Here is a 22,945-nt window from a genome sequence, read left to right as displayed (position 1 = left end):
CCTACTGGCGCGCGTCCGGTAGTCGAAGCGTCGGCGGGTCCGGCTCGATCCGCTTGGTGTCGCTCAGTCGGTCGTCCGGCGGTATCGGCCTGCGCGGCTCGCGGACGCCCGCGGCTCCGCCACCGGCCTCACCAGGTCCCTGACCACCGCCGGCGGGCACCGCGCCCCGGCCGAACAGTCGACGAATCGCTCGCGTCAGCTTGGTCATCATCTCGCCAGTGTGCGCCCGTTCGCTCCGGATGGCATCGGTGTTCACAACAGGCGAAGCCGCGGGTCAGCGGGTCGCGGCGAGCAGTTCGACGATTTCGGCGGTGCTGCCGGTTTCGCCGAGACGCGGGAAGATCTTGCTGATGCTGTGCTGGTGGGCCTCGGCATCGGAGTCGGTCATGGCGTCGACGGCCAGGGTGACGTGGTAGCCGTGTTCGTGCGCGGCGCGGGCGGTGGATTCGACGCCAATGCTGGTGGCGATTCCGGCGAGCACGATCTGGGTGATGCCGCGGCGACGCAGTTGCAGATCGAGGTCGGTGCCGTAGAACGCGCCCCAGTTGCGCTTGGTGACGTGGATATCCTCCGGATGGCCGATGAGCTCGTCCACGATCCGGTCCCAACCCTCGGGCGGGTTTCCGCCCGGATACGGAAATTCATTGCGCCCCTTCACCTGATCGGCACCATCGGGCGCGAACGAGACGCGGACAAGTACTACCGGCAGGCCGTGCTCCCGGAATGCGTGGACGAGTGCGGCGGAATTCTCGATGACCGCGGCGGCCGAATGTGGTTGGCGCGGTGCGGCGACAATGCCTTGCTGGAGGTCGATGACGACCAGGGCGGTGCGCTCGTCGAGTGTGGTGACCGGCATGAATTACCCTTTCTTGGCTGAATTATCTTGGGACATAACAGGATCAGGCGCAGTCGCGTCCGACCCGCGCGAGCGAGCGGTCGGTGAGCGTGACGATGACCAGCAGCACCGAGACGACGAGCAGCAACAGGGCCAGCTCGTGCACTCCGGCACTGTCCGCGACGTGCGGAAATACCGCGGCATCGGCCGCCGCCGCGATCAGCGCACCGAGATACGTTCCGGTGCGCAATAATCCGGCCGACGACGCCATCCGCGCCGGATCGGCCTGGTGATACAGGGCGTTCTGATTGGCGAGCCCGTTGAGTCCCTGCGGCAGACCACTCAGCACACCGACCACCACGAGCAGCCAGATCCCGGTGTGCGGACCGAGCAGCAGCAGGCACGCACACGCCGCGACCTGCAGCAGAGCACCGGCGACGAGCTTGCCGCGCACCTGGCGACGCCGCGCGGTAATCGCGGTAATCGCGATGGCGCTCAACGACATCGGTAGCAGCACCAGTCCGGCCACGGACGCACTCAGCGACCGTCCCTCCTCCAGCCATTGCGTAAAGCCGTACAGGAAGGCATAAGCCGTGACGAACGCGAGCACCTGGCGGCCATAGGTGGCCAGCAACGGCGCATTGCCGCCGAGCACTCGCAGATCGATGAACGGCTGGGCGGCGTGCAACTCCCGCAGCACGAATCCGATACCCACCACACCGGCGAGCACGAGCAGATACCAGTGCGCAACAGCCGGTTTCATCAGAAACAGCATCGAGACGACCAGCGTTCCCGCGAACAACACCATGCCGGTGATATCCACGCCACCACCCTGCCGTGCCCGCACGCTCGCGGGCAGTTCGGCCAGCTTGGGCAAACTCATCCGCCCGAGCGCCAGACAAGCCAGCGATAACGGCACATTGACAGTGAAAATCAGATGCCAACCGCCGACACCGATCAGCGCCCCACCCAGCGTCGGCCCGAGCACCGCCATCACCTGATTGGCGATCGACAACATGGCGAGCACCCCGGCCGGACTCTGCAATCCGGTGCGCTCGGATTCGCTGCGCAACAAGAACATCGAGGCCGGATACGCCGCGGAGGTGCCGAAGCCGAGCAGCACCCTGGACAGGATCAGGACACCGAGCCCCGGTGCGACGGCACCGAGTACACCCGCGATACCGACCAAAGCGGTACCGAGCAGATAGAGCGTGCGCGGCCCGTATCGGTCGACGAGCCGCCCGACCACCGGCTGCCCGACCGCGGTGGCCAGATACAGCGCCGACACCAGCCAGATGGTTTCCGATGGCGGCGCGCCGAACGCCTTGCCGATCGGTACCAGCGCAACCGCCAGCATCGAGGAGTTGATCGGATTCAGAATCGAGCCGAGGATCATCGGCGCGATCAGCCTGTGATCGAATCCCCTTGTACCAGTGAATGATCCGGAGCGCTCTTCGACGGCCGTCATGATTGCGCCACATCGTCCAGCAATGCGAGCGCTTCGAGGATGGTGCGCCGCTGCGCCTCGGTATACCGCTCGTGCAGCGTGCGCGCCAACCACTCCTGACGCACCTGCCGGTCGCCCTTCAGTCGCTCACGGCCCGCAGCGGTCAACGACAGCAATTGCCTGCGCCCGTCCGTGGGATCCGGACGACGCGCCACGAATCCGTAGCGATCCAGCGCCGCGACGGTCATTGCCATCGACTGCGGCCGCACCCGTTCGGCCGCCGCCAGATCACTGGTGGATGCCGCGCCGTCCCGATCCAGGCGACTCAGTACCGCCGCCTGCGAGGGGGTTAGGTCGTCATCGGCGGCCAGTTCGCGCAGGCGCCGCCGCAGCCTGCCGACGACAACCCGCACCTCACTGGCGGCTCGGACGGCCGATTCGGAGATCTTCTCGTCCATGCCATCGACTCTAATTTACTCAGCCTCAACTGTACAGTTTTAACTACACAGTTTTAGCTGTATACAACTCGGGACACCGGCGGGGGACCCACCGAACCGATATCGTCGGACCGTGGCCAGTAAGTCCGCGTCGCCCGCCGTCGAACTCGATGTCGGCGACCGCACCGTCCGCGTGTCCAATCCGGACCGGATCTACTTCCCGGAGTCCGGTGCGACCAAGCTCGACCTGGTGCAGTACTACCTGAGCGTCGGCGACGGCATCGTCCGCGCGCTGCGGGATAGGCCGTGCATGCTGCATCGGTTCCCCAAGGGGCTCGCGGGGGACAAGGTGCATCAGAAGCGGCTGCCCGCCGGTGCGCCGGACTGGATTCCCACTGTGCGCGTCTTCTTTCCGCGCTACGGCCGGCATGCGGACGAACTCTGCGTGGACAAGCTGGCCGATGTCATCTGGGCGGTGCAGATGTCCACGGTCGAGTTCCATCCGTGGAACTCGCGCCGCGATGACACCGAGCGACCCGACGAATGGCGCATCGACCTGGACCCGATGCCGGATTGCCCGTGGTCGCGGGTGCAGCGAGTCGCGGGCGTCGCGCAGGAAGTACTCGACGAGCTGGGCGCGGTCGGCTGGCCGAAAACCTCCGGGGGCAAGGGCATGCACATCTATGTGCGCATCGCGCCGGAGTGGGGTTTCACCGAGGTGCGCCGGGCGGCACTGGCCTTCGCGCACGAGGTCGAGCGCCGCGCGCCCGACGATGTGACCACCACCTGGTGGCGCAAGGACCGCGATCCGAAACTGCTGTTCGTCGACTACAATCAGAACGCCCGCGACCACACCATCGCCGCCGCCTATTCGGTGCGCGGCGTCCCGGAGGCGACGGTCTCTACCCCCATCCGCTGGGACGAGATACCCGATGTCGACCCGCGCGACTTCACCATGAAGACGGTCCCCGCCCGCTTCGCCGAATTCGGCGATCTGCACGAGGGCATCGACGAGGCGGTGTTCCGCATCGACCAACTGCTGGAGTGGGCCGAGCGCGACAATCTGGACGTCGAACTCGACGAGGACTGACCGCCCGAACTCGAACGGCCCGGACCGGACAAAAGACACCGGTGCTACGGTTCGCTGCAGAGTCAGCCGCAGGCGCTGTGCCAGTGGTTTTGCCCGCGACAGGAGGTTGTCCATGAGCCCCGCCGAGGTTCCGGTGCCGGTCGCGATCGGCCCGTCGACGCCCGCGCCGACGCTGCTGCGCAAGGCCGTCGTCGAGGGCGGCGCGACCATCGCGGATCTGCCGCAGGCGCGGGCCTTGATCTGGGCGGGTGGGCCGGGCGAATTCCCGGACGAGTTGCCGCCGTCCGTCGAATGGGTGCAGCTGCCCGCGGCCGGTGTCGAGGACTGGTTCACCGCGGGCATTCTCGCTCGGCACCCGGACATTCGATTCACCTCCGCCGCAGGCGCTTTCGCCGCGAGCGTGGCCGAGCACGCACTGATGCTGCTGCTCGCCGGAGTGCGTTATCTGCCGGAGCACCTGCGGGCGGGCAGTTGGCGACAGCACGAGTTCTTCCCGCACGTCGGCACACTGCACGGCAGAACGGTCACCATCGTCGGCGCGGGCGGGATCGGGCGCGCCCTGATTCCCATGCTCGTCCCGCTCGGCGCGCACATCATCGCCGTCAATCGCTCCGGCCGGCCGGTGACCGGACCCGGCATTCCGGATACCGTCGAGACCCTTCCGGCCGAACATCTCGCCCGCATCTGGCCGCGCACCGATCACGTGGTGATCGCCGCGCCCGCGACGCCCGAGACGAAACACCTGGTCGGAGCCGAGGAACTGGCCCGGTTGAAGCCGTCTTCCTGGGTGATCAATGTGGCGCGCGGCAGCCTCATCGATACCGACGCGCTGGTGGGCGCACTGGCCTCCGGCGCGATCGGCGGCGCCGGTCTCGATGTCACCGATCCCGAACCGCTGCCGGACGGCCACCCGCTCTGGGTGCTGCCGAATGCCATTGTCACACCGCATGATTCGAATCCCCCACAGCTGCGACTCGCGGCGTTCGCGGACCATGTCGGCGCGAATGTGCAGCGCTTCACCACCGGGCGTGACCTGCTCGCTCCGATCGATACCGAACGGGGTTACTGACCCGCCCAGGATCGTGGCCAGGTCGGTGTCGGATTCGGCTACGAGCACTGGCGTCTTGAATCCACCGCACTGAGCGGCGGCCTGGCTCACGATAACCGTGCGCCGCAAACAGCCTGTTTCAAATGTGCCATTGACAACTGGCACATTCATGCCTGACTCTTAGCTCATGACAAGGTCAACGAGGACCTCGGTCCCCGGCGTTCCGACGGTGCCGTCGGCACGGTCCAGACTCGCTGCCGCGGCATGCGAGATCGGGCTGCGGCCGCTGAACAATGCGGTACCCATGAACGCACCGGGAGTGTGGTTCGCACGCAAACTGATCGCGACGATCATGGCCACGGCGGGTCCGCCGCCGCGTGGCATATCCGTCGTCCAGGTCAGGTCCGGCGCTGTCCGCGGCGAATGGGTCCGCGCACCCGGCGTGGATTTCGGACAGCGCGCCATCTACTACATCCACGGCAGCGGCTACGTCGTCTGCTCGGCCCGCACCCACCGCGGCTTGGCCGCACAATTGTCCAGGAAAACCGGACTTCCGGTCTTCCTCACCGACTACCGGCTCGCGCCGGAGCATCGGTTTCCGGCCGCCGCCGATGATGTCGAGGCCGGATACCGCTGGCTGCTCGACCGCGGTTTCGCCGCAGCAGATCTGGTGATCGCCTGCGATTCCGCGGGTGGGCATCTGGCACTGGATCTGCTGATCGAGAACGACCGCAACGCCCGGCCGCAACCCGCCGCCGTCGCGATGTTCTCCCCGCTGATCGATCTCACCCTCGGCTTGGCCGCCGAACAGGAACGGCGGCAACGGGATCCGGTCATCTCGGCCCGCGCCGCCGGCCGACTCCCCCACGCCTATACCCGCGACCTGCCCGCCGACGCACCACGCCTGCGGCTACGAATTCCGCCGGGCATGGCCATGCCGCCGCTGCTGATCCAGGCCGGCGGCGCCGAAATGCTCTGCGCCGACGCCCGACACCTGCACGCGATGGTGCGCGACGCGGGCGGCGACTGCGCACTCGAGATCTGGCCGGGGCAGGTGCACGTCTTCCAGGCGCTGCCGCTACTGGTTCCGGAGGCGGACAAGGCATTGGATCGGGCCGCCGAATTCCTCCATACCGCACTGATTTCCCAGACCGTCACGAAGAAGGTGAGCTGAGATGTTCGGACTGGAAAGGCTCATTCCGATCGGCATCCGACCGCGTCGCAGCCACGGCGCCCGCGCGGTGGTGACCGGTGCGGGCAGCGGTATCGGCCGGGCCTTCGCACTCGAAATCGCCGAACGCGGTGGACAGGTGATCTGCGCCGATATCGATGAATCCCGCGCCGATGAGACCGTCGCCCTCATCGAGCGCAATCATCCCGGGGCCGCGCACGCGTTCCGCTGTGATGTTTCGCGGCGCGAGGAGGTGGAAGTGCTTGCGCGCTTCGCCGAATCGCTGTTCGAACGCCCGGTCACGCTGGTGGTCAACAATGCCGGTGTCGGCATCGGTGGAAAGCCGGTCGGCGAAATCGGTTTCGACGACTGGGAGTGGGCGCTCGGCATCAACCTGTGGGGTGTGGTGCACGGATGCGAGATCTTCGCCCCGCAACTGCGTGCCGCCCGCCGCGGCGGCATCATCAATGTCGCCTCGGCGGCCGCCTTCGCCGCCGCACCATCGATGGCGGTCTACAACGCGTCCAAGGCCGCGGTGCTTTCGCTTTCGGAGACCATGGCCGCCGAAATGAGCGGCACCGGAGTCGCGGTCACCGTACTGTGCCCGACCTTCGTCAAGACGAATGTGGCTCGCGACGGCCGCATTACACCGCAATCGGCCCGATTGGCCGACACCCTCATGCGCCTGACCGGCTTCTCCCCCGACAGCGTCGCGCGCACCACCCTTGACGCCCACGACCGCGGCCAACTGTATGTGCTGCCGCAACTGGACGCGCACCTCATCTGGCGGCTCAAGCGCTACTTCCCCGCCCAGTACACCTACGCCCTCGGACTCCTGGATCGGCTACTGCCACAGGAGAACTCGACCACCACGGACCGATCCTCGGTCTCCGACAAAACAGGAGTCTGATCATGGCCACAGCTGGCCCTTTCGAGCGACCCGCAAGCGATCGCCACGCTATGGACTTCGACGACATGCTCCGCAAGATCAAGGACCGCCAATGGGCGCTGGCCGATATCGACTGGGATGCCCCCGGCGCGGAAACGATTTCGCCCGAACTGCACACCAAACTCAAGCCGTTCATGGCCGATCTGATGTGGATCGAGAATGTCGGCGCGCGCGGCTTCGCCGCCATGGCGAAGAAGGCACCGACCGAAACGCTGCGCGAGATCTACCGCTACTTCCACGCCGAGGAGCAGAAGCACGCCAATGCCGAACTCGCCCTGATGCGGCGCTGGGGCATGCTCGACGGTGACGAGATCCCGCAGCCGAATGTGAACGTCAAGCTGGTCATCGACTTCCTGGACCAGTACTCCGACGATATGTCGCTGTCGTTCCTCGGCACGGTGATTCCGATGCTGGAGGTCGCCCTCGACGGTGCGCTGATCAAGTTCATCATGGACGAGATCGAGGATCCGATCTGCCAGGAGGCCTTCAAGAAGATCAATGCCGACGAATCCCGTCATCTGGCCGTGGATTTCGCGGTGATGGATCTGCTGGGCCACGCACAGATGCGCAAGCTGCTCATCGATCTGGTGGGCGGGTGGGCCAAGCCGACGTTCATCATCGGCGTACTGAGCTATGTGCCGCTGCTGAACAAGATGCGCGACAACATCGTCGAGATGGGCGTCGACGAGGAGAAGTTGTATGCGGCGCTGAAGCGCTACGCGAATGTCGGCGAGCGTAGTGAATTCGCGCGCAGGCTGCCGATGTATCAGATCGTGAAGATGCACGGCGGCTGGGTGATCAACCGTGGCCACCCCTATCACCTACTGGCCGACGCACTGGTCAAGATCACCGCCCGGGTGCCGAAGCGGCTGCTGCGCCCGCAGCCGACCTGGTCCAAGGAACTCACCTACGAGCCCGCGGCATGACGAAGGACGAGATGAATACAGCATCGCGCAGCGATTCGATGGGCGGCCGTCGGACGACGGGTCGGCATACCTTGGATGTCGCCATTATCGGCGGCGGATTCGCCGGTATCGGTGCCGCGATTCGCCTGAAGCAAAAGGGAATCGGCGATTTCGCGATCTTCGAACGCGGCACCGCGATCGGCGGGACCTGGCGCGACAACACCTATCCCGGTGCGGCGTGCGATATTCCGTCGCGGCTGTACTCCTACAGTTTCGCGCCGAACCCGAATTGGTCGCACACCTATTCCGGCAGCAGCGAAATCCTCGGCTATATCGAGTCGATGGCCGCGAAGTTCGGACTGCACAAGCACTTCCGCTTCGGCCACAACGTCACCGGAATCGCGTTCGACGAGGACGCCGGGGTCTGGCGCATCACGATCGAGGACCGCGCGGAGACCGTCCGCGCCAGAACGGTGGTGTTGGCCTCTGGACCACTGGCCAATGCGAGTCTGCCGAATATTCCCGGCATAGCGGACTACCGGGGACACAAGATCCACAGTGCCCGTTGGGATCACGACTACGACTTCACCGGTAAGAAGGTGGCGGTCGTCGGTACCGGGGCAAGTGCGGTGCAGATCATTCCGGAGCTGGTGGAGCGGGCGGCCTCGGTCAAGGTGTTCCAGCGGACGCCGGGATGGGTGCTGCCCCGGGTCAATCGGCGCACCACCCCGCTGACCAAGCAGCTCTACCGCCAGGTGCCCGCGGCCGAATCCCTCTCGCGCCTGGCCTGGTTCTACGGGCACGAATCGGTCGCGCTCGGAGTGGTCTGGAATACCCCGCTGACCAGGGTCGTCGAACTGGTCGGGCGAGCCCAACTGCGCAGGCAGGTCAAGGATCCGTGGCTGCGCCGCCAGCTGACCCCGGATTTCCGGGCCGGATGCAAGCGGCTGCTGATGACCGACGACTACTATCCGGCCCTGCAACGCGACAACTGCAAGCTGGTCACCTGGCCGATCGCCCGCATCGCCGAACACGGCATCCGCACCGCGGAAGGTGTTGAGCACCAAGTCGATTGCATCGTCTTCGCCACCGGATTCGATGTCTCCAAGACCGGCACGCCCATCCCGGTCGTCGGCCGGGACGGGCGGACACTCGCCGACGAGTGGCACCGTGGCGCATATGCGTACAAGAGCATCGCGGTATCCGGGTACCCGAATCTGTTCTTCACCTTCGGGCCGAATTCGGGGCCGGGACACAATTCGGCGCTGGTTTACATGGAGGCCCAGATCGACTATCTGGTGAGCGCGATCGGCACCATCCTGGACCGGAATCTGCGCATGCTCGACGTGCGCAAGGACCGGCAGGACCGCTACAACGCGGCGATCCAGCGGCGCCTCGACAGCACCACGTGGAACTCCGGCTGCCGCAGTTGGTATCTCACCGAGGACGGGTTCAATGCGACCATGTATCCGGGTTTCGCCACCCAGTACGTGGGCCAGCTGCGATCAGTGAACCTCGGTGACTATCACGTCGTACCCGCCGCGGGCACGACGAAGCACCGGACCGCGGCGGTTTCCTAGGTGACGGGCGGCTGTGTTGTTCGAGCGACCCGCAAGCAATCGGCCGGCGGCGACCGGGACGCTAGACTCGGTCGGTTCGAAGACCGCATTCCGGCCGCCGGTGCAAGCGGGCCCTAGTCGCTATGGGAGGTGATACCGGTGCCGGAGTACCGGATCGATGATCTCGCCCGCGCCGCGGGCACCACGAGCCGGAACGTGCGCGCCTACCAGGAGCGCGGACTGCTACCGCCCCCGGTCGGCAAGGACGGGCGCGCCAGCATCTACGACGATTCGCATCTGGAGCGGCTGCGACTCATCGATGCGCTGCTGCAGCGCGGCTTCACCACCGCCCATATCGCCGATTTCATCACCAGTTGGGAGACCGGCAAGGACCTCACCGAGGTGCTCGGCCTGCAGCACGCGGTGACGGCCCCCTGGGCGAAGGACGAAACCTTCGAGGTGCCTCGCGAACTGATCGGAACCATTCTCGGCACCGATACCGACGAACTCGTCGACCGGCTCGCGGAGATGAAGCTGGTGCGGATCGAGGGCGATACCGTTGCCTTCACCGATACCGCACTGCTCACCTCATTCGCCGAATTGCACGAATACGGCCTGGAACTGCGCACGCTCATCGAGATCTACGCCAAGGTCGCCGACCGCATCGATGACATCACCCACATCATGATCACGGCCGCCAAACAGCACATCGTCGACGAACACGGGCCCGGCTGGCTGCCGGAGACCAGCAGCGAAATCGCCGACACCACAACGATGCTCAACAAAATGCGCGAACTGGCCGTCGCCTCGGTGCACGCCACCCTGGCCCGGTCGCTCGATGTCACGCTGCGCCGCGAGTTGGGCGATTACCTCGCCACCGCCGCGGAGCGCGAACGCGGACGTACCGGTTCATTGCCCGACGCGCCTTGACCGCCAGCGAAATTCGCTGGGGTGCGCGTTGGTTTCGGGGGTTCACGCCGCCGATTGTCCGAGCTCGGGCCGACCGAGCGTTTCAGCTCGGCAGGCTCGGTGCTCGGGGCACAGATAGGCAAATCCGGGCCGGATGAATGCCGGGTCCAGTCGCTGTGCGAACGTCAAGTTTTCGCGACGCCAGCAATCGCCGCATACCACTGTGTTCATGTGGCACCTCATTCCGCTCACGGGACGTGTCACGAGGAATTCCCAATTCCGGCGGAATCAATGCCATGTGAGCCCATAGCAACACAACCGTTACTTCGGACCCGGGTTCCTGCTAACCCAGGCCGCGATCTGGCTGCGATTGGCGAATCCCAGCTTGGTCAGGATGTGTTGGACGTGGTTCTGCGCGGTGCGCTCGGATAACACCAGTCCGGTAGCGATTTCACAATCGGCCTCGACAGCAAAGCAAGTCCGACGTCCGCCGAACTACTCATTCCAGCTACTCATCCGCACAGGTAGCCTCGTAAGTAGCACGATTCGAGAGGGTTCGGTCATGGCGTCGGAGAGTTTCGAGAGCGAAGTTGCGGACCCGCGCGCCCGTTGGCGGCACCTGCCGAAGGAACCGGACCGCTACGTCGAGGAAACCCAGGTGGATCCGACATATTCGTCGTACACGCTGCCCGCGGTCGATCCCACCCAGGATTTCATCCGGCTCTACGGCGGCTGAGGCGTTTTAGATCTTGCGATCGAGCGAGTCTCTGTCGAAACTGGATCGGTCGAAGTTCCGCGAGCGCAGGAGCCAACATGGCCGTCACAGCTGTTCGTCGTATCTCGTCCGGGTTCGCGGTTCTCACCGCTGTCGTTGCGTTGGGAGGCGGGTCGTTGCTGGCGTCCGGCGCCGCCGTGGGCGCACCGGGGGATGTCACCACCGCGGTGACGCTATCGGGGCAGGCGGCCACCGGATGCACGGCGCAGGTGAAGGCAACGGTGGCAGGGAGTTCCTCGCTCGGGCTCGGGAATTACATTCCGCCGGTGGAGTTCTGGGATGACGGAACCTTCCTCGGGAGTGTCACGCCGACGGTGAACAAGGCGACGCCGTCGAACGGTGTCTCGTTGACCGCCCAGGTCGATTGGAAGCCCGCCACGACCGGCAATCACACGGTGCGCGCGAAGTATGTGGGCGGCAATTACACGCCGGAGTCGGAGGGCTCGGTCGTGGTGCGCGTCGGGACAGGCATCGATCTCGGGTCGGCGTGCTTGCCGACCGGCTGAAATCAGCTGCGGGCGTATAACTTACGTCAGCGTGATTGCCTGCACGATCAATGCTGTGTACAGCGTCAGGATGAACAGGACAGCCGGGAGTACCGGATAGTCCGGCTTGCTGCCGCGCACGAACTTCACCGCTCCCCAGATAGGAAGCACTAAGAGCGCCGACGGAATCCAGGCGATCACCGCCTGCGCCGACGTGTACGTCCATGGTTGGACGAGGGCAATGTCGGTGGCGGCGGCGACGGCAGCACATAGCAGTCCGAACGCGGTGCTGCCCGTCGCGCCGAGGGCATTGGAGTAGAAGTGCTCGTCGGTGCGTGGCGTACGAGATGTCTTGCGAGCCAATTCGAATTGCAAGAACGCACCCGCGAAGATCAGAGCGACGGCTGCGGTCTTCCAGATGGCGCGGACTTCGCCGGTGTCGGCAGCCGAGAGGACGACATAGGCGGTGACCAGGAGTTGAACCGGATAGGTGACGGCCAGATTCGCCAGGATATCGGTTCGGATGGTTGCCGACAGGCGCTCGAGACCCCACAGCGCCAGGCCGTAGGCGAGGACGGCGGCGATCATGAGTGCGGAGACCACCGAGAGCGTCAGGCTGGCGGCGATCGCACCGACGGCGATGACGCCCATGGCGGCACGGAGTTCGCCGGCCGAGATCGCGCCGGTGACCAAGGGGCGGTCCGGGTTGTGCACGCGGTCGTAGTCGAGGTCCTTCTGTTCGTCGACCATGCGCAGATACAGCAGGACGAACGCGACGACGACGATGCGCAGAACCGTGGACCCGGTCGGATGCCAGGCCGAATCCGGTTGTGACACAAGGGCTGCAGTGCCCTCCAACGCCAGCACCCAGAGCACGCCGTACAGGAGGTACTGCGGTTTGTACATAACCGCAGTGAAGCGGAAGACGCGGACGACGGAATCAAACAGACCGGAGGACGACGTCCCAGCGACGTCGCTCATGCCCGTGCCTCGTTGGCACTCGGCTTCGGCATGCGCGATGCGCGCTCTGACATGATTCGCTCGCTCATGCCTCGGTCCACCGATCCCACATGGTCACCTCCGCGGCAGGCGTGCGCCGCAAACCCGGCCCCCGGGTGCCGGGCCGCAGATGCGCGACCGGCACCATGGCGACCTGGGTGACCTGCTCGAACGGAATCCCGAGCAGGTCGGCGATGTCTCGCTCATAGGCCAGATGTGCGGTGGTCATGGTGGAGCCGAGCCCACGTTCGTGCAGCGCGAGCATGAGGTTCCAGACCGCCGGGTAGATCGAGCCGTAGAAACTGGCGAGCAGCAGCGGCGAGGCGTTCGCGGGTGGGCGACCGAGGGAGCACACGATGACCAGCGCGGGCACCTCGTGCAGATGCGCCGCGAGATGCTGCCCTGAGGCCAGATCACCGAGTTGGTCCGGACGGGGTGTGCGCGCCGAAAGGTAAGCGGCGAAACCCTTTCGGTAGTACTCGGCGATCTGCTGTTTGGTCTCCGGATCCTCGACGACCAGAAAGCGCCACGGCTGACGGTTGGTGCCGCTCGGCGCGTGCACCGCGATATCCAGACAGTCCAGCAGGTCTCGGCGCGCGACCGGACGGGTCAGGTCGAGGCGGCGACGGAAGGCGCGGGTGGTGGTCAGCAGGTCGGTGCCCGAGAACTCCTCGCCCATCAGACTCCTTCGGGATCGGCCTCGGAAACCAGTGCGTCCTCGGCGAATTCGAGATCGATCTGGGCGGCCACGGCATCGGCCTGGAGGATCTCGCAGTGGATGACGGTATTTCCCGCCCCTTGGTCGGTGATCTCCGCGGTGCATTCCGCAGGCAGATCGAGCTCAACGAAGCGGTCGAAAGTACTTGCCACACATTCGAGTTGGGGCAGGTCGCGCACGACCATCGACAATGCGGTCTGACGGCAGGCCTCGATGAGCAGACTGCCGGGCACATGGTCGAGTTGGTGGTCGAACAGGAAGGGATGGCCGAGATCGGGTACCAGCCGTGCCCGTGCGGTCGCACCGTCGCGCACCGGCGGGCCGATCACCACATTGCGCCAGTTCTCTCGTCCCACTGCGGCGGGTGCGGCGCGTTCGGTAAGTGCCGAGGCACCGCGAAACTCGCCGAGTTCCAGGCTGTCCCGGAATCCGCTGCGCAGCGCCGACCACTGCCGTGCGGTCACCCAGGAGAAGGATCCGTCGACCGTCAGCATCGGCTCGCCGTCGGATTCGATCTCGAGCACCATTTCGAGACCCTGCAGAACACCACCGCGCTGATGGCGCTGCGGAACTCGCACATGCATCACCAGATCGGCGGGCGCGGTGCACACCTCCCAGGCGGCGGTGTCGGATCCGGTGCCGTTGAAAGTGCGCACCACGAAGGCCATTTCGTTCGGCACTCCGTAGAACTTGTGCGTCAATGCGATGGCGGCCTGCCGGGCCGCCTCCATGACCACCAGCGGATCATGCCGCACCGCAAGCGATCCGGCATGATCGCCGTAATACGCGTGCATTCTCGGTAGTTGAGCTCCGGCGACAAAGGTGTGCTCGCCGACGGCGTCCAATGAGGTGACGAACACCTCCGAGACCGCGCATCGGTGTGCGAGCTCCCGGGGGATCGTGCGGGTATGGCTCGCCGTCTGCACGGCGGCCGCGTCTGTGGTCACGTTCGACCCTCCAACCATTCTTCGGCGGACACCGGCCGCAACGTCTGCGACGCGGTGCCGGTCCGCATGGGAAGTACATAGGATCCGAGTACGATCGCCGACCACGGATCCAGCTCCCGGCCATCGGCCCAGGCCCGATACAGCAACTGCGCGCAGTCCGCATCCGAGGCCGGATCGAAGCCGGATGGGGCCGACCTACCGCCCCGTGCCGAATCGTGTAGCACCCGGTCGAGCGCGTCCGCCCGATCGAAGCTGCGCGCGGGTGTGCGCGCATACAGTTCCTCGGCGATCGCGGCCGCGTCCGCCGCGTGATCCGCGCCGGTGCAGGCTTGTGCGATCACCGCTGCCCGGCTCCATTCGTCCAGGTAGATGGCGAGTTCCCGCAGTACGTCGGCGGGATCGTCGGGCGAATGCACCAGGTTCAGCAGGTAGTTGTGACGGCCGAGCAGATACCGCAGCTCACCGGGGCGGCGCTTGCGCGGATCGGTGGCACCCTTCGCCTCGGTCAGCCGCACCGGTACGGGCAGTTCGCCGTCGGGTGCGTGCACGACGAGTACGAGCACATCCGAGATGGCGACCAGCAGATCGGCCAAGCGGCGGCGTTCGGGGGAGGCGATATTCCACGCGAAGTACCACAGTGCGCGAGCCAGATGCCGGTCGACCGGGACGCGGAACGCGCTGACCACACGAAAACCATTGTCGGCCAACCAATTCAGTGTCGGCTCGACGGAACGCGCGACAATCGCGTCCGGCTTGAGCAGCAACAGGGAATGCTCCCTGGCGAATTTGGCCGCGTCGACGCCGAGTCGATCGAGTTGGTCCACCGATTCCTGCACGTAGGTGTCGGCGACGTAGGCGTCGACCTTCTGCAGCGACGGCGTCAGCGCGCTCAGCAGTTCCCGCAACGACTCACTCATGGGGCGGCTCCGTCGAAGTCGTTGCTCGCCAGGATCTCCGCTATCGACGGTAGCGGCATGCCGAGGTATCCCGATTCCAGGCAGTAGTCCAGCAGCACCCGCAGATACCCCTTGCCGCTCGCCGGAGACGGCTTGCCGAGCAGGACGTCGGCGTGGGCGGTGTCGAATACCAGCCGCCGGCGGAAATAGCTGGTGTAGAGCGAACCGATGCGGCGGTAGTATTCGCGCTCGATCGGCTCGAGATCGTCCTCGGCGAAGGTCGCTTCCGGCACGAAGGTGGCGACCTCGAAGGACGGATATTCGGCGAGCACATCGGAGACCTCGCGCAGCGAGAGGGTGTCGCGGCCGAGCGCGTGCAGCGTGCGATTCTGCGCGGAGTCGAAATCCAGGACGGCTGCGGCGATTACATCGGCGACATGGTCGACCGGCGCCAGCGAAAGCGTCGCGTCGTAGCGGCCGGGCAGCGAGCGCAGCTTGCCCTCGACCATGAGTTTCACGACGGTGTAGAGGTTCTTGTATTCCCGAATCGTGCCGGTATCGCTCGCTCCGGTCACGATGCCGGGGCGCACGATCGCCCACGGCAGGCCCTGCGCCCCGGCCGCCCGCACCAGCTTTTCGGCGCGAAACTTGCTGTCCTCGTATCCATTTCCGAAAGTTTGACCGGCGTCGAGTTCGTCCTCGGCGATGGTGCCGCCCCGCATACCGCAGACGTAAGCGGTACTGACGTGCACGAGCGGCACCTCCCACTCGCGGGCGAGCGCGATGGCATTCGCGGTGCCGACCACATTGAGTTCCTCGTAGTCAGCTGCCGATGCGTCGAATGCCGTTGTCGCCGCGCAGTGCACGATGATGCCGGCTCGCTCGGCCAGATCCTCGGTATCGCGCTCGGACAGGCCCAATCCGGGCAACCGCACGTCACCCGCGACGGCGGTACCGGCCTCGATCAAGGTGCCGTCATTGCGCACGATGGTCGAATTGCTGTGCAGCACAGCGGCGACCGGTCGGCTCGCGGCCGCAAGCCTGGCGACGACCTCGGCACCGACCAATCCGGCCGCACCTGTCACCAGCACGGTATCGCCGGAGCTCATAGTGGAACCTCGCCGGCCGCCAAACTGCCAGAGACCAAGGCGATCACCGCATCGACCCGGCGTACGCCCACCAACTCCTCGGGCCGGTAGCGCGGCAGTTCGAACGCACGCTCGAGTACGACGGTGAGTTCCATCAGACGCAGCGAATCGAAGCCGAGATCCTCCACGAGGCGGTGCTCGTCGGACAATTCGGCAGGCGGTTCCGGGGCCGTGGCCAGGACGATCCGGCGCACCTTGTCGGCAGTCGTAGTACCAGCCACCGCCGTCATGACGACTCTCCTTCCCGCAGATGCGGTTGTTGGCCACCGGAAGCCAGCAGATCGCGGGCCTCGTCCAGGGGCAGGTCGGTATTCAGGTACCCGGCGATGCGCAGCCAGTCGTAACCGATTGCCAGAGTGCGCCGCCACTGCTCACGTGAATCGAAGGAGGCCGGGAATCCCGTTGTCGTCTCCGCCCCCGCAGCAACCGATCGGACCAGTGTGACGAAATCGTCCAGCACCGCGAGACCCGCGAGAGTATCTCCGCCCATTCCGATTATCTCCGAGAAACGGACCCGCCGTGCCGATTCCAGCTGCGTCAGCAGATCGTCACGACGCAGGGCGTGGTCCGGCAACAGCCGCCGCAGGGTCTGCGCGGGCGCGACATCGGCGGGCAGCGAGTGAATCCCGAATGCGGACAACAAGACACGGACTGCCATGGCGATGAGCCGATGTGCGGCGATATCGGCGACGGCGCCCTGGGAATTCTTGACCGCACCCGCCAGGTCCTCCCTGGCGTTCTCCAGGACGACATTGGACCACACCAGATTCAGCGCGCATTCGGTGAATCTGGTTGCGGGCATGGGCGACAGCGTCGCGATCACATCGTCGCGGGTGGCACCGGTCAGGCCGAGGGCGGGCGCGGCCGCGTAGGGCACCGGGGTGTACGGCTTGACCGGCTTGCACATTGCCAGCGCGGGTTCGATGAGTTCCCCACCGCGCCAGTGCAATCCGACCAGACCTAGGCCGAGGAACTCGAGCAGATCCGCGGCGATGTCGTGTTCGGCGCGGCCGAGGACATCGCGCAATGAATGCCGGAATACCACCGAACGCCAGGCACGGGCCGCGTCGTCCGAGAGTGCGAAGACGTCACGGTCGTCGCGGATTACATGGATGCGCCCGCCGATTGTCCAGGTGGTGACTCCTGGTCGGCGTGCGAACAGGATCTGGTGCGGATCATCGGCGATCTCGGGCACGCCGAGCGCCGCCACCAGCTCCCAAACCTGTTGCCACGCGACCTGTTCGGTCGGCTCGGTGAGGTCGTTGTAGCGATCGATGAGCGCATCGGTTCCGATGCGGTCGAGTTGGTGCGGCAGCCACTTGGTTTCCAGATAGCTTTCGCCCTTGCGGGCAGCCCAGCCCTTCATCGCCTGGAGCAGTCCATCGCGCGCCCAGTCAGCGGCCTCGGCCTCGGCGCCCAGGGCCCGCAGCGCGACTACGTATCGCAGCGCCTGCGTCGCGCGCCGAGTCCACCAGTCAGCCACCAGCGCCGTGAACCTCGAATGCGGCAGCAGTGCACGTAATTCCGCGACATTCGGTTCCCCGGGCCGGACGACGGTCGCGCGCAGGAATCGCTGACACCGATTGAGCAGATCCTCGTCGATCTTGTCCGAACCACTCGCCGCCAGCTCCAGCTGATTGCGCAGCTGCGCCTCGGACCGTGTCCGCACCTCCACGCGCCGACCATCGATGAACAACACCGTCGGCAGGGTCGGCAACTCCTCGTCACCGGGGGCGACAACCAGGAAGTCGACATCGGATCCGGCATTGCCGAAGCCCTCCGCCAGCGAACCCTCGAACAGCACAGTCGAATCACGCGGTACCGCAACACTTTCCAGCGCACGATCGAGCAACTGACGCACTCGTTCGGCAGGCAGTGCAGGCTCGGGCACGGCATCGTCGGTAGCCGGGCTGTCCGTACGCGGTTCCGATTCGGTGGTGCCGTCGGCCGTGTGCACCGCCGCACCCGCCAACGCGCCCTCCGCGAACAGCTGCCACATATGCCGACGCCGCGGTTTACCGCTCGAGGTGCGGCGAATGATGCCGCGCGGGCCGGTCACAATGTTCACCGTCTGTGCGGGCCCGAGTTCACCGCGAATGATCTTGCGCGCCTCGGCAATCCAGTCTCCCGGTGCCGATTCGGCGAACAGCGCGATGCCCTGGGCGCCGGCCTCGGTGATCGCGACGGCGGCGAGTTTCCCCTTGGTGATTCCGGTTTCCTGGGCCACCCGGGATTCGATGTCCTCCATGAACACCGACCGGCCGCGGACCTTCAGACTCGACCCCATGCGGCCGAGAACGAAAACCTCACCATTGTGCAGGAATCCGGCATCGCCGGTGAACAGCACCCGCTCGACGATCCGCGTCGACGAACCGGCGCTCGGTTCGCCGGAGTAACCCAGCGCGACCGAATCCCCGACGACGATCATCTCGCCGAGGGTGCCGTCGGGCAGTTCCCGACCGTCTTCGTCGACCACCCGCACGGTCGATTCGGGCGTCGAGTAGCCGAGTCCGGTGATCCACCCGGAGCCCTCGACACGGTGGGTGTCGTCGATCAATTCTTCGGCCAAGATCGTAATGGGCTGGCCGAAGCGAAGATTCGGATTGTCGAGCCGCAGTGCGGTGATGGGCCGGTTGCGCGCGGAAGAGGTCACCATCAGCGTGGCCTCGGCCAGACCATAGGCGAGGGTGTACGCGTTGGTCGAAAAGCCTTGTCTGCCAGCGAGTCCCGCAAAGGACTGCAGATCGGCCACCTCGACCGGCTCGGAACCGACGGCCAGCGTGCGCCAGCCGGACAGATCCATATCCGCGATCTCCTCCGGCGCGACGCGATGCGCCACATAACCGAGCGCGAACGACGGCGACGGCGTGTGCTGTGCGTGCGACATGGCGCGCAGCCAGCGCGCCGGATCGCGGACGAACTGGTCCGGGCGCATCAGATACAGCTCGCCCTGATTGGTCACGGTGGTGAGGAATGCGCCGACCAGGCCCATATCGTGATAGAGCGGCAGCCAAGAAACCATCGTTTCGCCGTGCCGCCAGTCGATCAGCGTCGAGATCATCGCGATGTTGTTGGCCAGGTTGTGCCAGCTGACTCGTACCCCGCGCGGCGTTCCGGTGGACCCGGAGGTGAATTGCAGCAGCGCGCATTCATCGGGCTCGCCGAATTCGCGCTCCGTCGGCGCGGGACCCAGATTCGCGGCATCGATCACCAGCGGCTCGTCCGTGCGGCCCGCCGCCTCCGCCGCTTTGCGCACCAACTGCTCGAACTCGGTCGAGGTCACCACCAATCGCGGCCGAGCCTGCTCCAGAATGGTCGCGATATGGGCGATGATCTGGTCGAGGTCGCCGAACATCGGCGGCGCGACCGGGGTGAAGACCCCGCCGCAGGCCCATACCGCGTAAAATGCGGCGGCACAGGGGAATCCGGTCGGCATGATCACACATGCGCCATCGCCGCTGCCCATACCGTGTTCGCGCATGCGTGCCGCGATCGACCAGCTCAGCTCCGCGAGATCGTGATAGCTGCGGTACTCCCAGCCGTCGGCCTCGTCGGCCAGATGGATGCCGGCGTCCCGCGCCGGATCGGCCAGCCAATTGCGGACTGCGGCAACGTCTTTATCCGGCTTCATCCCGCAGCTCTCCTCCCGACAGCACGGTAACGGTACCGTTCGTGCCGTCGACCCGTATTCCCATACCAGAACGTATCTTCTTGGTCAGGTCTTTGACTTGGACCACCGTCGGAACTCCCAACTCCCGTGCCACGATCGCGACATGGGTGAGGGGACTGCCGCGCTCGATCACCAACGCCGGCGCCGAGGGCAGCGCGGCCACCCAACCGGGATCGGTGCGGTATGCCACCAGAATGCCGCCCGCCACGTCGCGTGGCTCGTCGACGACCACCGCAGCGCCCTCGACGATTCCGGACGCCGAGGGCGTGCCGGGCAGGACGGTGCCGACGGTCGCGGCCGGGGTGTCGGTGACCGGCACCCAGCCCTGGCGCGCGAGCTCCGCGCGCCCGAAGGTCGGCCCCGAGGTGACGAAGCGGGCCGGGGCGACCAGCTCGGCGTCCCTGGCGCGCTGGGCTTTCCGTGCGGCGACCAGATCGCGCAGGCCGCCGCCAGCGGCTGCGTGCGGGTCGCTCGGAACGGCACCGCTAGCGACTGCTTGCAGGTCGCTCGAAACGGCACCGCTAGCGACTGCTTGCAGGTCGCTCGAAGCGGCACCGCTGTCGTAGCAGCCGCGCAACTCCTGGACGGTCAGCGCGAAGACATCGTCGAATTCGTCGATGACACCGCGCGCGACCAGATCTCGGCCCATTACCCGGATCATCCGCTTGACCATGCCGAAGGCCCTGGTGCGGCAGAACCGCAGCCGCTCCCGATGCGCCGCGCACCGATTCACCTTGCCGCGCAGGCGTTCATAGATCCGCCGCCGGAAGCCGCGCAGATTGGCGTCGAGATACTCGTCGGCCTCCGCACTGCGGCTGTGCTGTGCCGCCTCTCCGACACGGCCGATCGCGCTGCGCAGCATGATGAACAGGCTCGCGGGATTTTCGCGCAGATCCGCGGTTTCCAGCTTCAGCTCGTCCAGGCTGCGGTAGCCGTAGCGATCGATGTAACTTTCGATCCGGTCGCAGAACTCGGTGCGGTCACGCACGGCGTCGTAAATCTGTTCCGGCACGGTCGAATTGATCAACGACACCAGTTCGGGATCTTGGCGTACGAACTGCGCGAGCTCGGTCATGGCACGGGCCGGTTCGGCGGATTCGACATCCGCGCCAGGGCCGACAACGGCGTACAAGAACCACTCCGGCGCCTTCGGCAGCAGCAGTTTGGTCAGCAGATACATCAGACCGGTGCAGGTCAACAGGATTGCGTCCAGGACCATCAGCGGACCCCAGCGCTCGACCAGGTCCCGGTCGACCTTGCGATAAGCCGCGTAGGCCTGTTCGCCGGTCAGCGTCGAATAGTCGAGCGCATCGTATTCGTCGTAGACGCGGTAGAAGTCGGTCATGAAGCGCTCGACCATATCGTCGATACCGAACAGCCGCCGCACATAGGTCACCGTGGTGATCGCCCGCGACCGCAGCCGGGTCAGTGGCGTGCGGAAGGTGAACGGGCGCAAGGTCTTCGCGATCTCGTCGGGCAGCGGTTCGTCGACGCCGAGCGCGGCCTCCAACACCTTCCGGTTCAACGGATACCCAGGTGCGATACCCACCATCCGGTACCAGTGCAGCAGGTTGTAGTAGACCCGGCCGTGAAAGTAGCCGAGTAGCACCGGAGTCCAGCGATCGGTCTGGCGCAGTTGCGCGTCGGGCACCCGCAGCGATTTCGCGTAACCGTGGTACACGCGGCCGTAGATGTCGGCGGCGGTCGTGTAGGTCAGCGGAGAGGTGATGCCGCTGAAACTCTCGATGATGTTGGAGTTGTCCCAGATTCGCTCATCGCGGTCGGCGAGCTCCTCACCGGCGCCGCGCAGTACCGCACCGCGCACCGGGCCGTCGGTGACCGTCGTGGTGATCGGCCGCGACTGCAGGAACCAGAGGCCGTCGGCATCGATGGCCCACTCGATGTCCTGCGGCGCACCGAAATCGACCTCCAGCTTGCGCCCCCACTCCACCAATTCGGCCAGTTCGGCATCGGCCAGCACAGCGCTCTCGCGGCGCTGCTGCTCGACCTCGAGCACCGCGCAGCCCTGCTCCCCGGCGGGTGCATAGCTCCGATCCTTATCTCCCACAGTCGTTTCCAGCACCATGCCGGAGGATTTGTCGACCACAACCGAATCGGCGTCCACCGCACCCGACACCAACCCCTCACCGAGCCCGTACACCGCACTGACGACCAATTCGTCTGCGGCGCCGCTGATCGGGTTCGCGGTGAACATCACTCCGCTGGACCGCGCATCGATAAGGCGTTGCAGCACAACGGCTATGGCGTCGGCGCGCGACTGTCCGTGCGCGAAGGCATAGCGGATGGACCGTTCCGAGAATGCCGACGCCCAGCAGTCACGCACGCGCGCCGCGACCGCGTCGACACCGTTGACATTGAGGAACGAATCGAACTGGCCCGCATAGGACTGGCCGGGACCGTCCTCGACGACGGCCGACGATCGAACCGCGATCGCGCCCGCCCCCAGGCGGTCGTAAGCATCGGCGATCAGTTCGAGGACCGGCTGCGGCAGTGGCGCATCGACGATCGCGGCGCGTAGTTCCGCCCCGGCGGCCAGCGCCGAATCCAGATCGTCCGATGATGTGACATTTAACACAATAGCCGCCAAATCGGCGTCCGCGGCGGTCTCGATAAGGAATCGGTTGAAGACGTCGGTACCGAGCACCGCCCAGTCAGGGACCCGGAAGCCACCATTGTGCAAGGTGTACAACCCACGTGCTTTACCCCCACCCAGCGCGGCAAATGTCGCCGAGTCGGTCCACGGTCCGAGTACCTGCAAGACTTTTCTCCCATCACCCCCGTTCACCGCACCGGAGCAGGCGCTCCGGCACAACAAGGCAGCGCAAACCGAAGGGGCTGTCTGGATATATCCGAGATTTGCTTTCGACGTTAGCCCGCAAACCTTGGGTACTGCTTGGCAAAGACTTGGTTCGAACGCCCAGAGGCACCAGTAAGCT

General features: G+C 65.8%; 22 protein-coding genes. 9 read left to right on the top strand and 13 right to left on the bottom strand.

Annotated elements, in window-relative coordinates; genetic code table 11:
• Position 1: 1 nt before the first annotated feature.
• The 4 genes from OIE68_RS41090 to OIE68_RS41075 form a co-directional block, all read right to left on the bottom strand.
• Positions 2-211 carry a hypothetical protein gene (locus OIE68_RS41090; protein WP_327096268.1) on the bottom strand — a complete coding sequence of 70 codons (210 nt, stop codon included), beginning with the start codon at positions 209-211 and terminating at the stop codon, positions 2-4.
• Between the two features lie 63 nt (positions 212-274).
• Complete coding sequence (locus OIE68_RS41085) at positions 275-856, bottom strand: hydrolase (protein ID WP_327096267.1); 582 nt, start codon at positions 854-856, stop codon at positions 275-277.
• Positions 857-899: 43 nt separating this feature from the next.
• Positions 900-2,303, bottom strand: coding sequence for an MFS transporter (locus tag OIE68_RS41080; RefSeq protein WP_327096266.1), 1,404 nt, complete (start codon positions 2,301-2,303; stop codon positions 900-902).
• Entirely contained in the window at positions 2,300-2,740 is a 441-nt protein-coding gene (locus OIE68_RS41075) for a MarR family winged helix-turn-helix transcriptional regulator (protein WP_327096265.1), read from the bottom strand. Before OIE68_RS41075 ends, OIE68_RS41080 begins: the two co-directional genes overlap by 4 nt.
• A 112-nt stretch (positions 2,741-2,852) precedes the next feature.
• Between OIE68_RS41075 and ligD the strand changes: the two genes are divergently transcribed.
• The 7 genes from ligD (at position 2,853) to OIE68_RS41040 (ending at position 10,371) form a co-directional block, all read left to right on the top strand.
• A complete protein-coding gene (gene ligD, locus OIE68_RS41070; protein ID WP_327096264.1) occupies positions 2,853-3,809 on the top strand; it encodes a non-homologous end-joining DNA ligase in 957 nt (318 codons plus the stop codon).
• Positions 3,810-3,921: 112 nt separating this feature from the next.
• A complete protein-coding gene (locus OIE68_RS41065; RefSeq protein ID WP_327096263.1) occupies positions 3,922-4,878 on the top strand; it encodes a D-isomer specific 2-hydroxyacid dehydrogenase family protein in 957 nt (318 codons plus the stop codon).
• Positions 4,879-5,044: 166 nt separating this feature from the next.
• On the top strand, positions 5,045-6,031 hold the full coding sequence (locus tag OIE68_RS41060) for an alpha/beta hydrolase (protein WP_327096262.1): 987 nt from the start codon (positions 5,045-5,047) through the stop codon (positions 6,029-6,031).
• 1 nt (position 6,032) lies between these two features.
• Positions 6,033-6,938, top strand: a complete 906-nt coding sequence (locus OIE68_RS41055) for an SDR family NAD(P)-dependent oxidoreductase (RefSeq protein WP_327096261.1) — start codon at positions 6,033-6,035, stop codon at positions 6,936-6,938.
• Between the two features lie 2 nt (positions 6,939-6,940).
• Positions 6,941-7,903, top strand: a complete 963-nt coding sequence (locus OIE68_RS41050; protein WP_327096260.1) for a ferritin-like domain-containing protein — start codon at positions 6,941-6,943, stop codon at positions 7,901-7,903.
• Between the two features lie 11 nt (positions 7,904-7,914).
• A complete protein-coding gene (locus tag OIE68_RS41045; protein WP_327096259.1) occupies positions 7,915-9,462 on the top strand; it encodes an NAD(P)/FAD-dependent oxidoreductase in 1,548 nt (515 codons plus the stop codon).
• A gap of 138 nt (positions 9,463-9,600) precedes the next feature.
• Positions 9,601-10,371: a MerR family transcriptional regulator gene (locus OIE68_RS41040; RefSeq protein WP_327096258.1), complete on the top strand. Its 771-nt coding sequence runs from the start codon at positions 9,601-9,603 to the stop codon at positions 10,369-10,371.
• 300 nt (positions 10,372-10,671) lie between these two features.
• Here the strand turns inward: OIE68_RS41040 and OIE68_RS41035 are convergent, their stop codons facing one another.
• Complete coding sequence (locus OIE68_RS41035) at positions 10,672-10,800, bottom strand: LuxR C-terminal-related transcriptional regulator (RefSeq protein WP_327102001.1); 129 nt, start codon at positions 10,798-10,800, stop codon at positions 10,672-10,674.
• 112 nt (positions 10,801-10,912) lie between these two features.
• On the opposite strand from OIE68_RS41035, the gene OIE68_RS41030 reads away from it, so the two are divergent.
• Together OIE68_RS41030 and OIE68_RS41025 are read left to right on the top strand one after the other, a co-directional pair.
• Positions 10,913-11,086: a hypothetical protein gene (locus tag OIE68_RS41030; protein WP_327096257.1), complete on the top strand. Its 174-nt coding sequence runs from the start codon at positions 10,913-10,915 to the stop codon at positions 11,084-11,086.
• Between the two features lie 77 nt (positions 11,087-11,163).
• Entirely contained in the window at positions 11,164-11,631 is a 468-nt protein-coding gene (locus OIE68_RS41025) for a hypothetical protein (protein ID WP_327096256.1), read from the top strand.
• A gap of 21 nt (positions 11,632-11,652) precedes the next feature.
• Here the strand turns inward: OIE68_RS41025 and OIE68_RS41020 are convergent, their stop codons facing one another.
• The 8 genes from OIE68_RS41020 to OIE68_RS40985 form a co-directional block, all read right to left on the bottom strand.
• Complete coding sequence (locus tag OIE68_RS41020) at positions 11,653-12,591, bottom strand: hypothetical protein (RefSeq protein WP_327096255.1); 939 nt, start codon at positions 12,589-12,591, stop codon at positions 11,653-11,655.
• A gap of 64 nt (positions 12,592-12,655) precedes the next feature.
• Positions 12,656-13,288 carry a nitroreductase family protein gene (locus tag OIE68_RS41015; protein WP_327096254.1) on the bottom strand — a complete coding sequence of 211 codons (633 nt, stop codon included), beginning with the start codon at positions 13,286-13,288 and terminating at the stop codon, positions 12,656-12,658.
• Positions 13,288-14,274, bottom strand: a complete 987-nt coding sequence (locus OIE68_RS41010; protein ID WP_327096253.1) for a ScbA/BarX family gamma-butyrolactone biosynthesis protein — start codon at positions 14,272-14,274, stop codon at positions 13,288-13,290. The genes OIE68_RS41015 and OIE68_RS41010 overlap by 1 nt, the downstream gene beginning before the upstream one ends.
• On the bottom strand, positions 14,271-15,191 hold the full coding sequence (locus OIE68_RS41005) for a nucleoside-diphosphate kinase (protein ID WP_327096252.1): 921 nt from the start codon (positions 15,189-15,191) through the stop codon (positions 14,271-14,273). The genes OIE68_RS41010 and OIE68_RS41005 overlap by 4 nt, the downstream gene beginning before the upstream one ends.
• On the bottom strand, positions 15,188-16,279 hold the full coding sequence (locus OIE68_RS41000; protein WP_327096251.1) for an SDR family oxidoreductase: 1,092 nt from the start codon (positions 16,277-16,279) through the stop codon (positions 15,188-15,190). Before OIE68_RS41000 ends, OIE68_RS41005 begins: the two co-directional genes overlap by 4 nt.
• A complete protein-coding gene (locus OIE68_RS40995; protein ID WP_327096250.1) occupies positions 16,276-16,548 on the bottom strand; it encodes an acyl carrier protein in 273 nt (90 codons plus the stop codon). The genes OIE68_RS41000 and OIE68_RS40995 overlap by 4 nt, the downstream gene beginning before the upstream one ends.
• Complete coding sequence (locus tag OIE68_RS40990; protein ID WP_327096249.1) at positions 16,545-19,949, bottom strand: AMP-binding protein; 3,405 nt, start codon at positions 19,947-19,949, stop codon at positions 16,545-16,547. Before OIE68_RS40990 ends, OIE68_RS40995 begins: the two co-directional genes overlap by 4 nt.
• Complete coding sequence (locus OIE68_RS40985) at positions 19,936-22,767, bottom strand: PEP/pyruvate-binding domain-containing protein (RefSeq protein ID WP_327096248.1); 2,832 nt, start codon at positions 22,765-22,767, stop codon at positions 19,936-19,938. The genes OIE68_RS40990 and OIE68_RS40985 overlap by 14 nt, the downstream gene beginning before the upstream one ends.
• Between the last annotated feature and the right edge of the window lie 178 nt (positions 22,768-22,945).

Source organism: Nocardia vinacea (assembly GCF_035920345.1).
In the GTDB taxonomy this organism is placed as follows: Bacteria; Actinomycetota; Actinomycetes; order Mycobacteriales; family Mycobacteriaceae; genus Nocardia; species Nocardia vinacea_A.
Note: the sequence above shows the minus strand (reverse complement) of the source record. Positions and strands in the feature narration are given on the sequence as shown.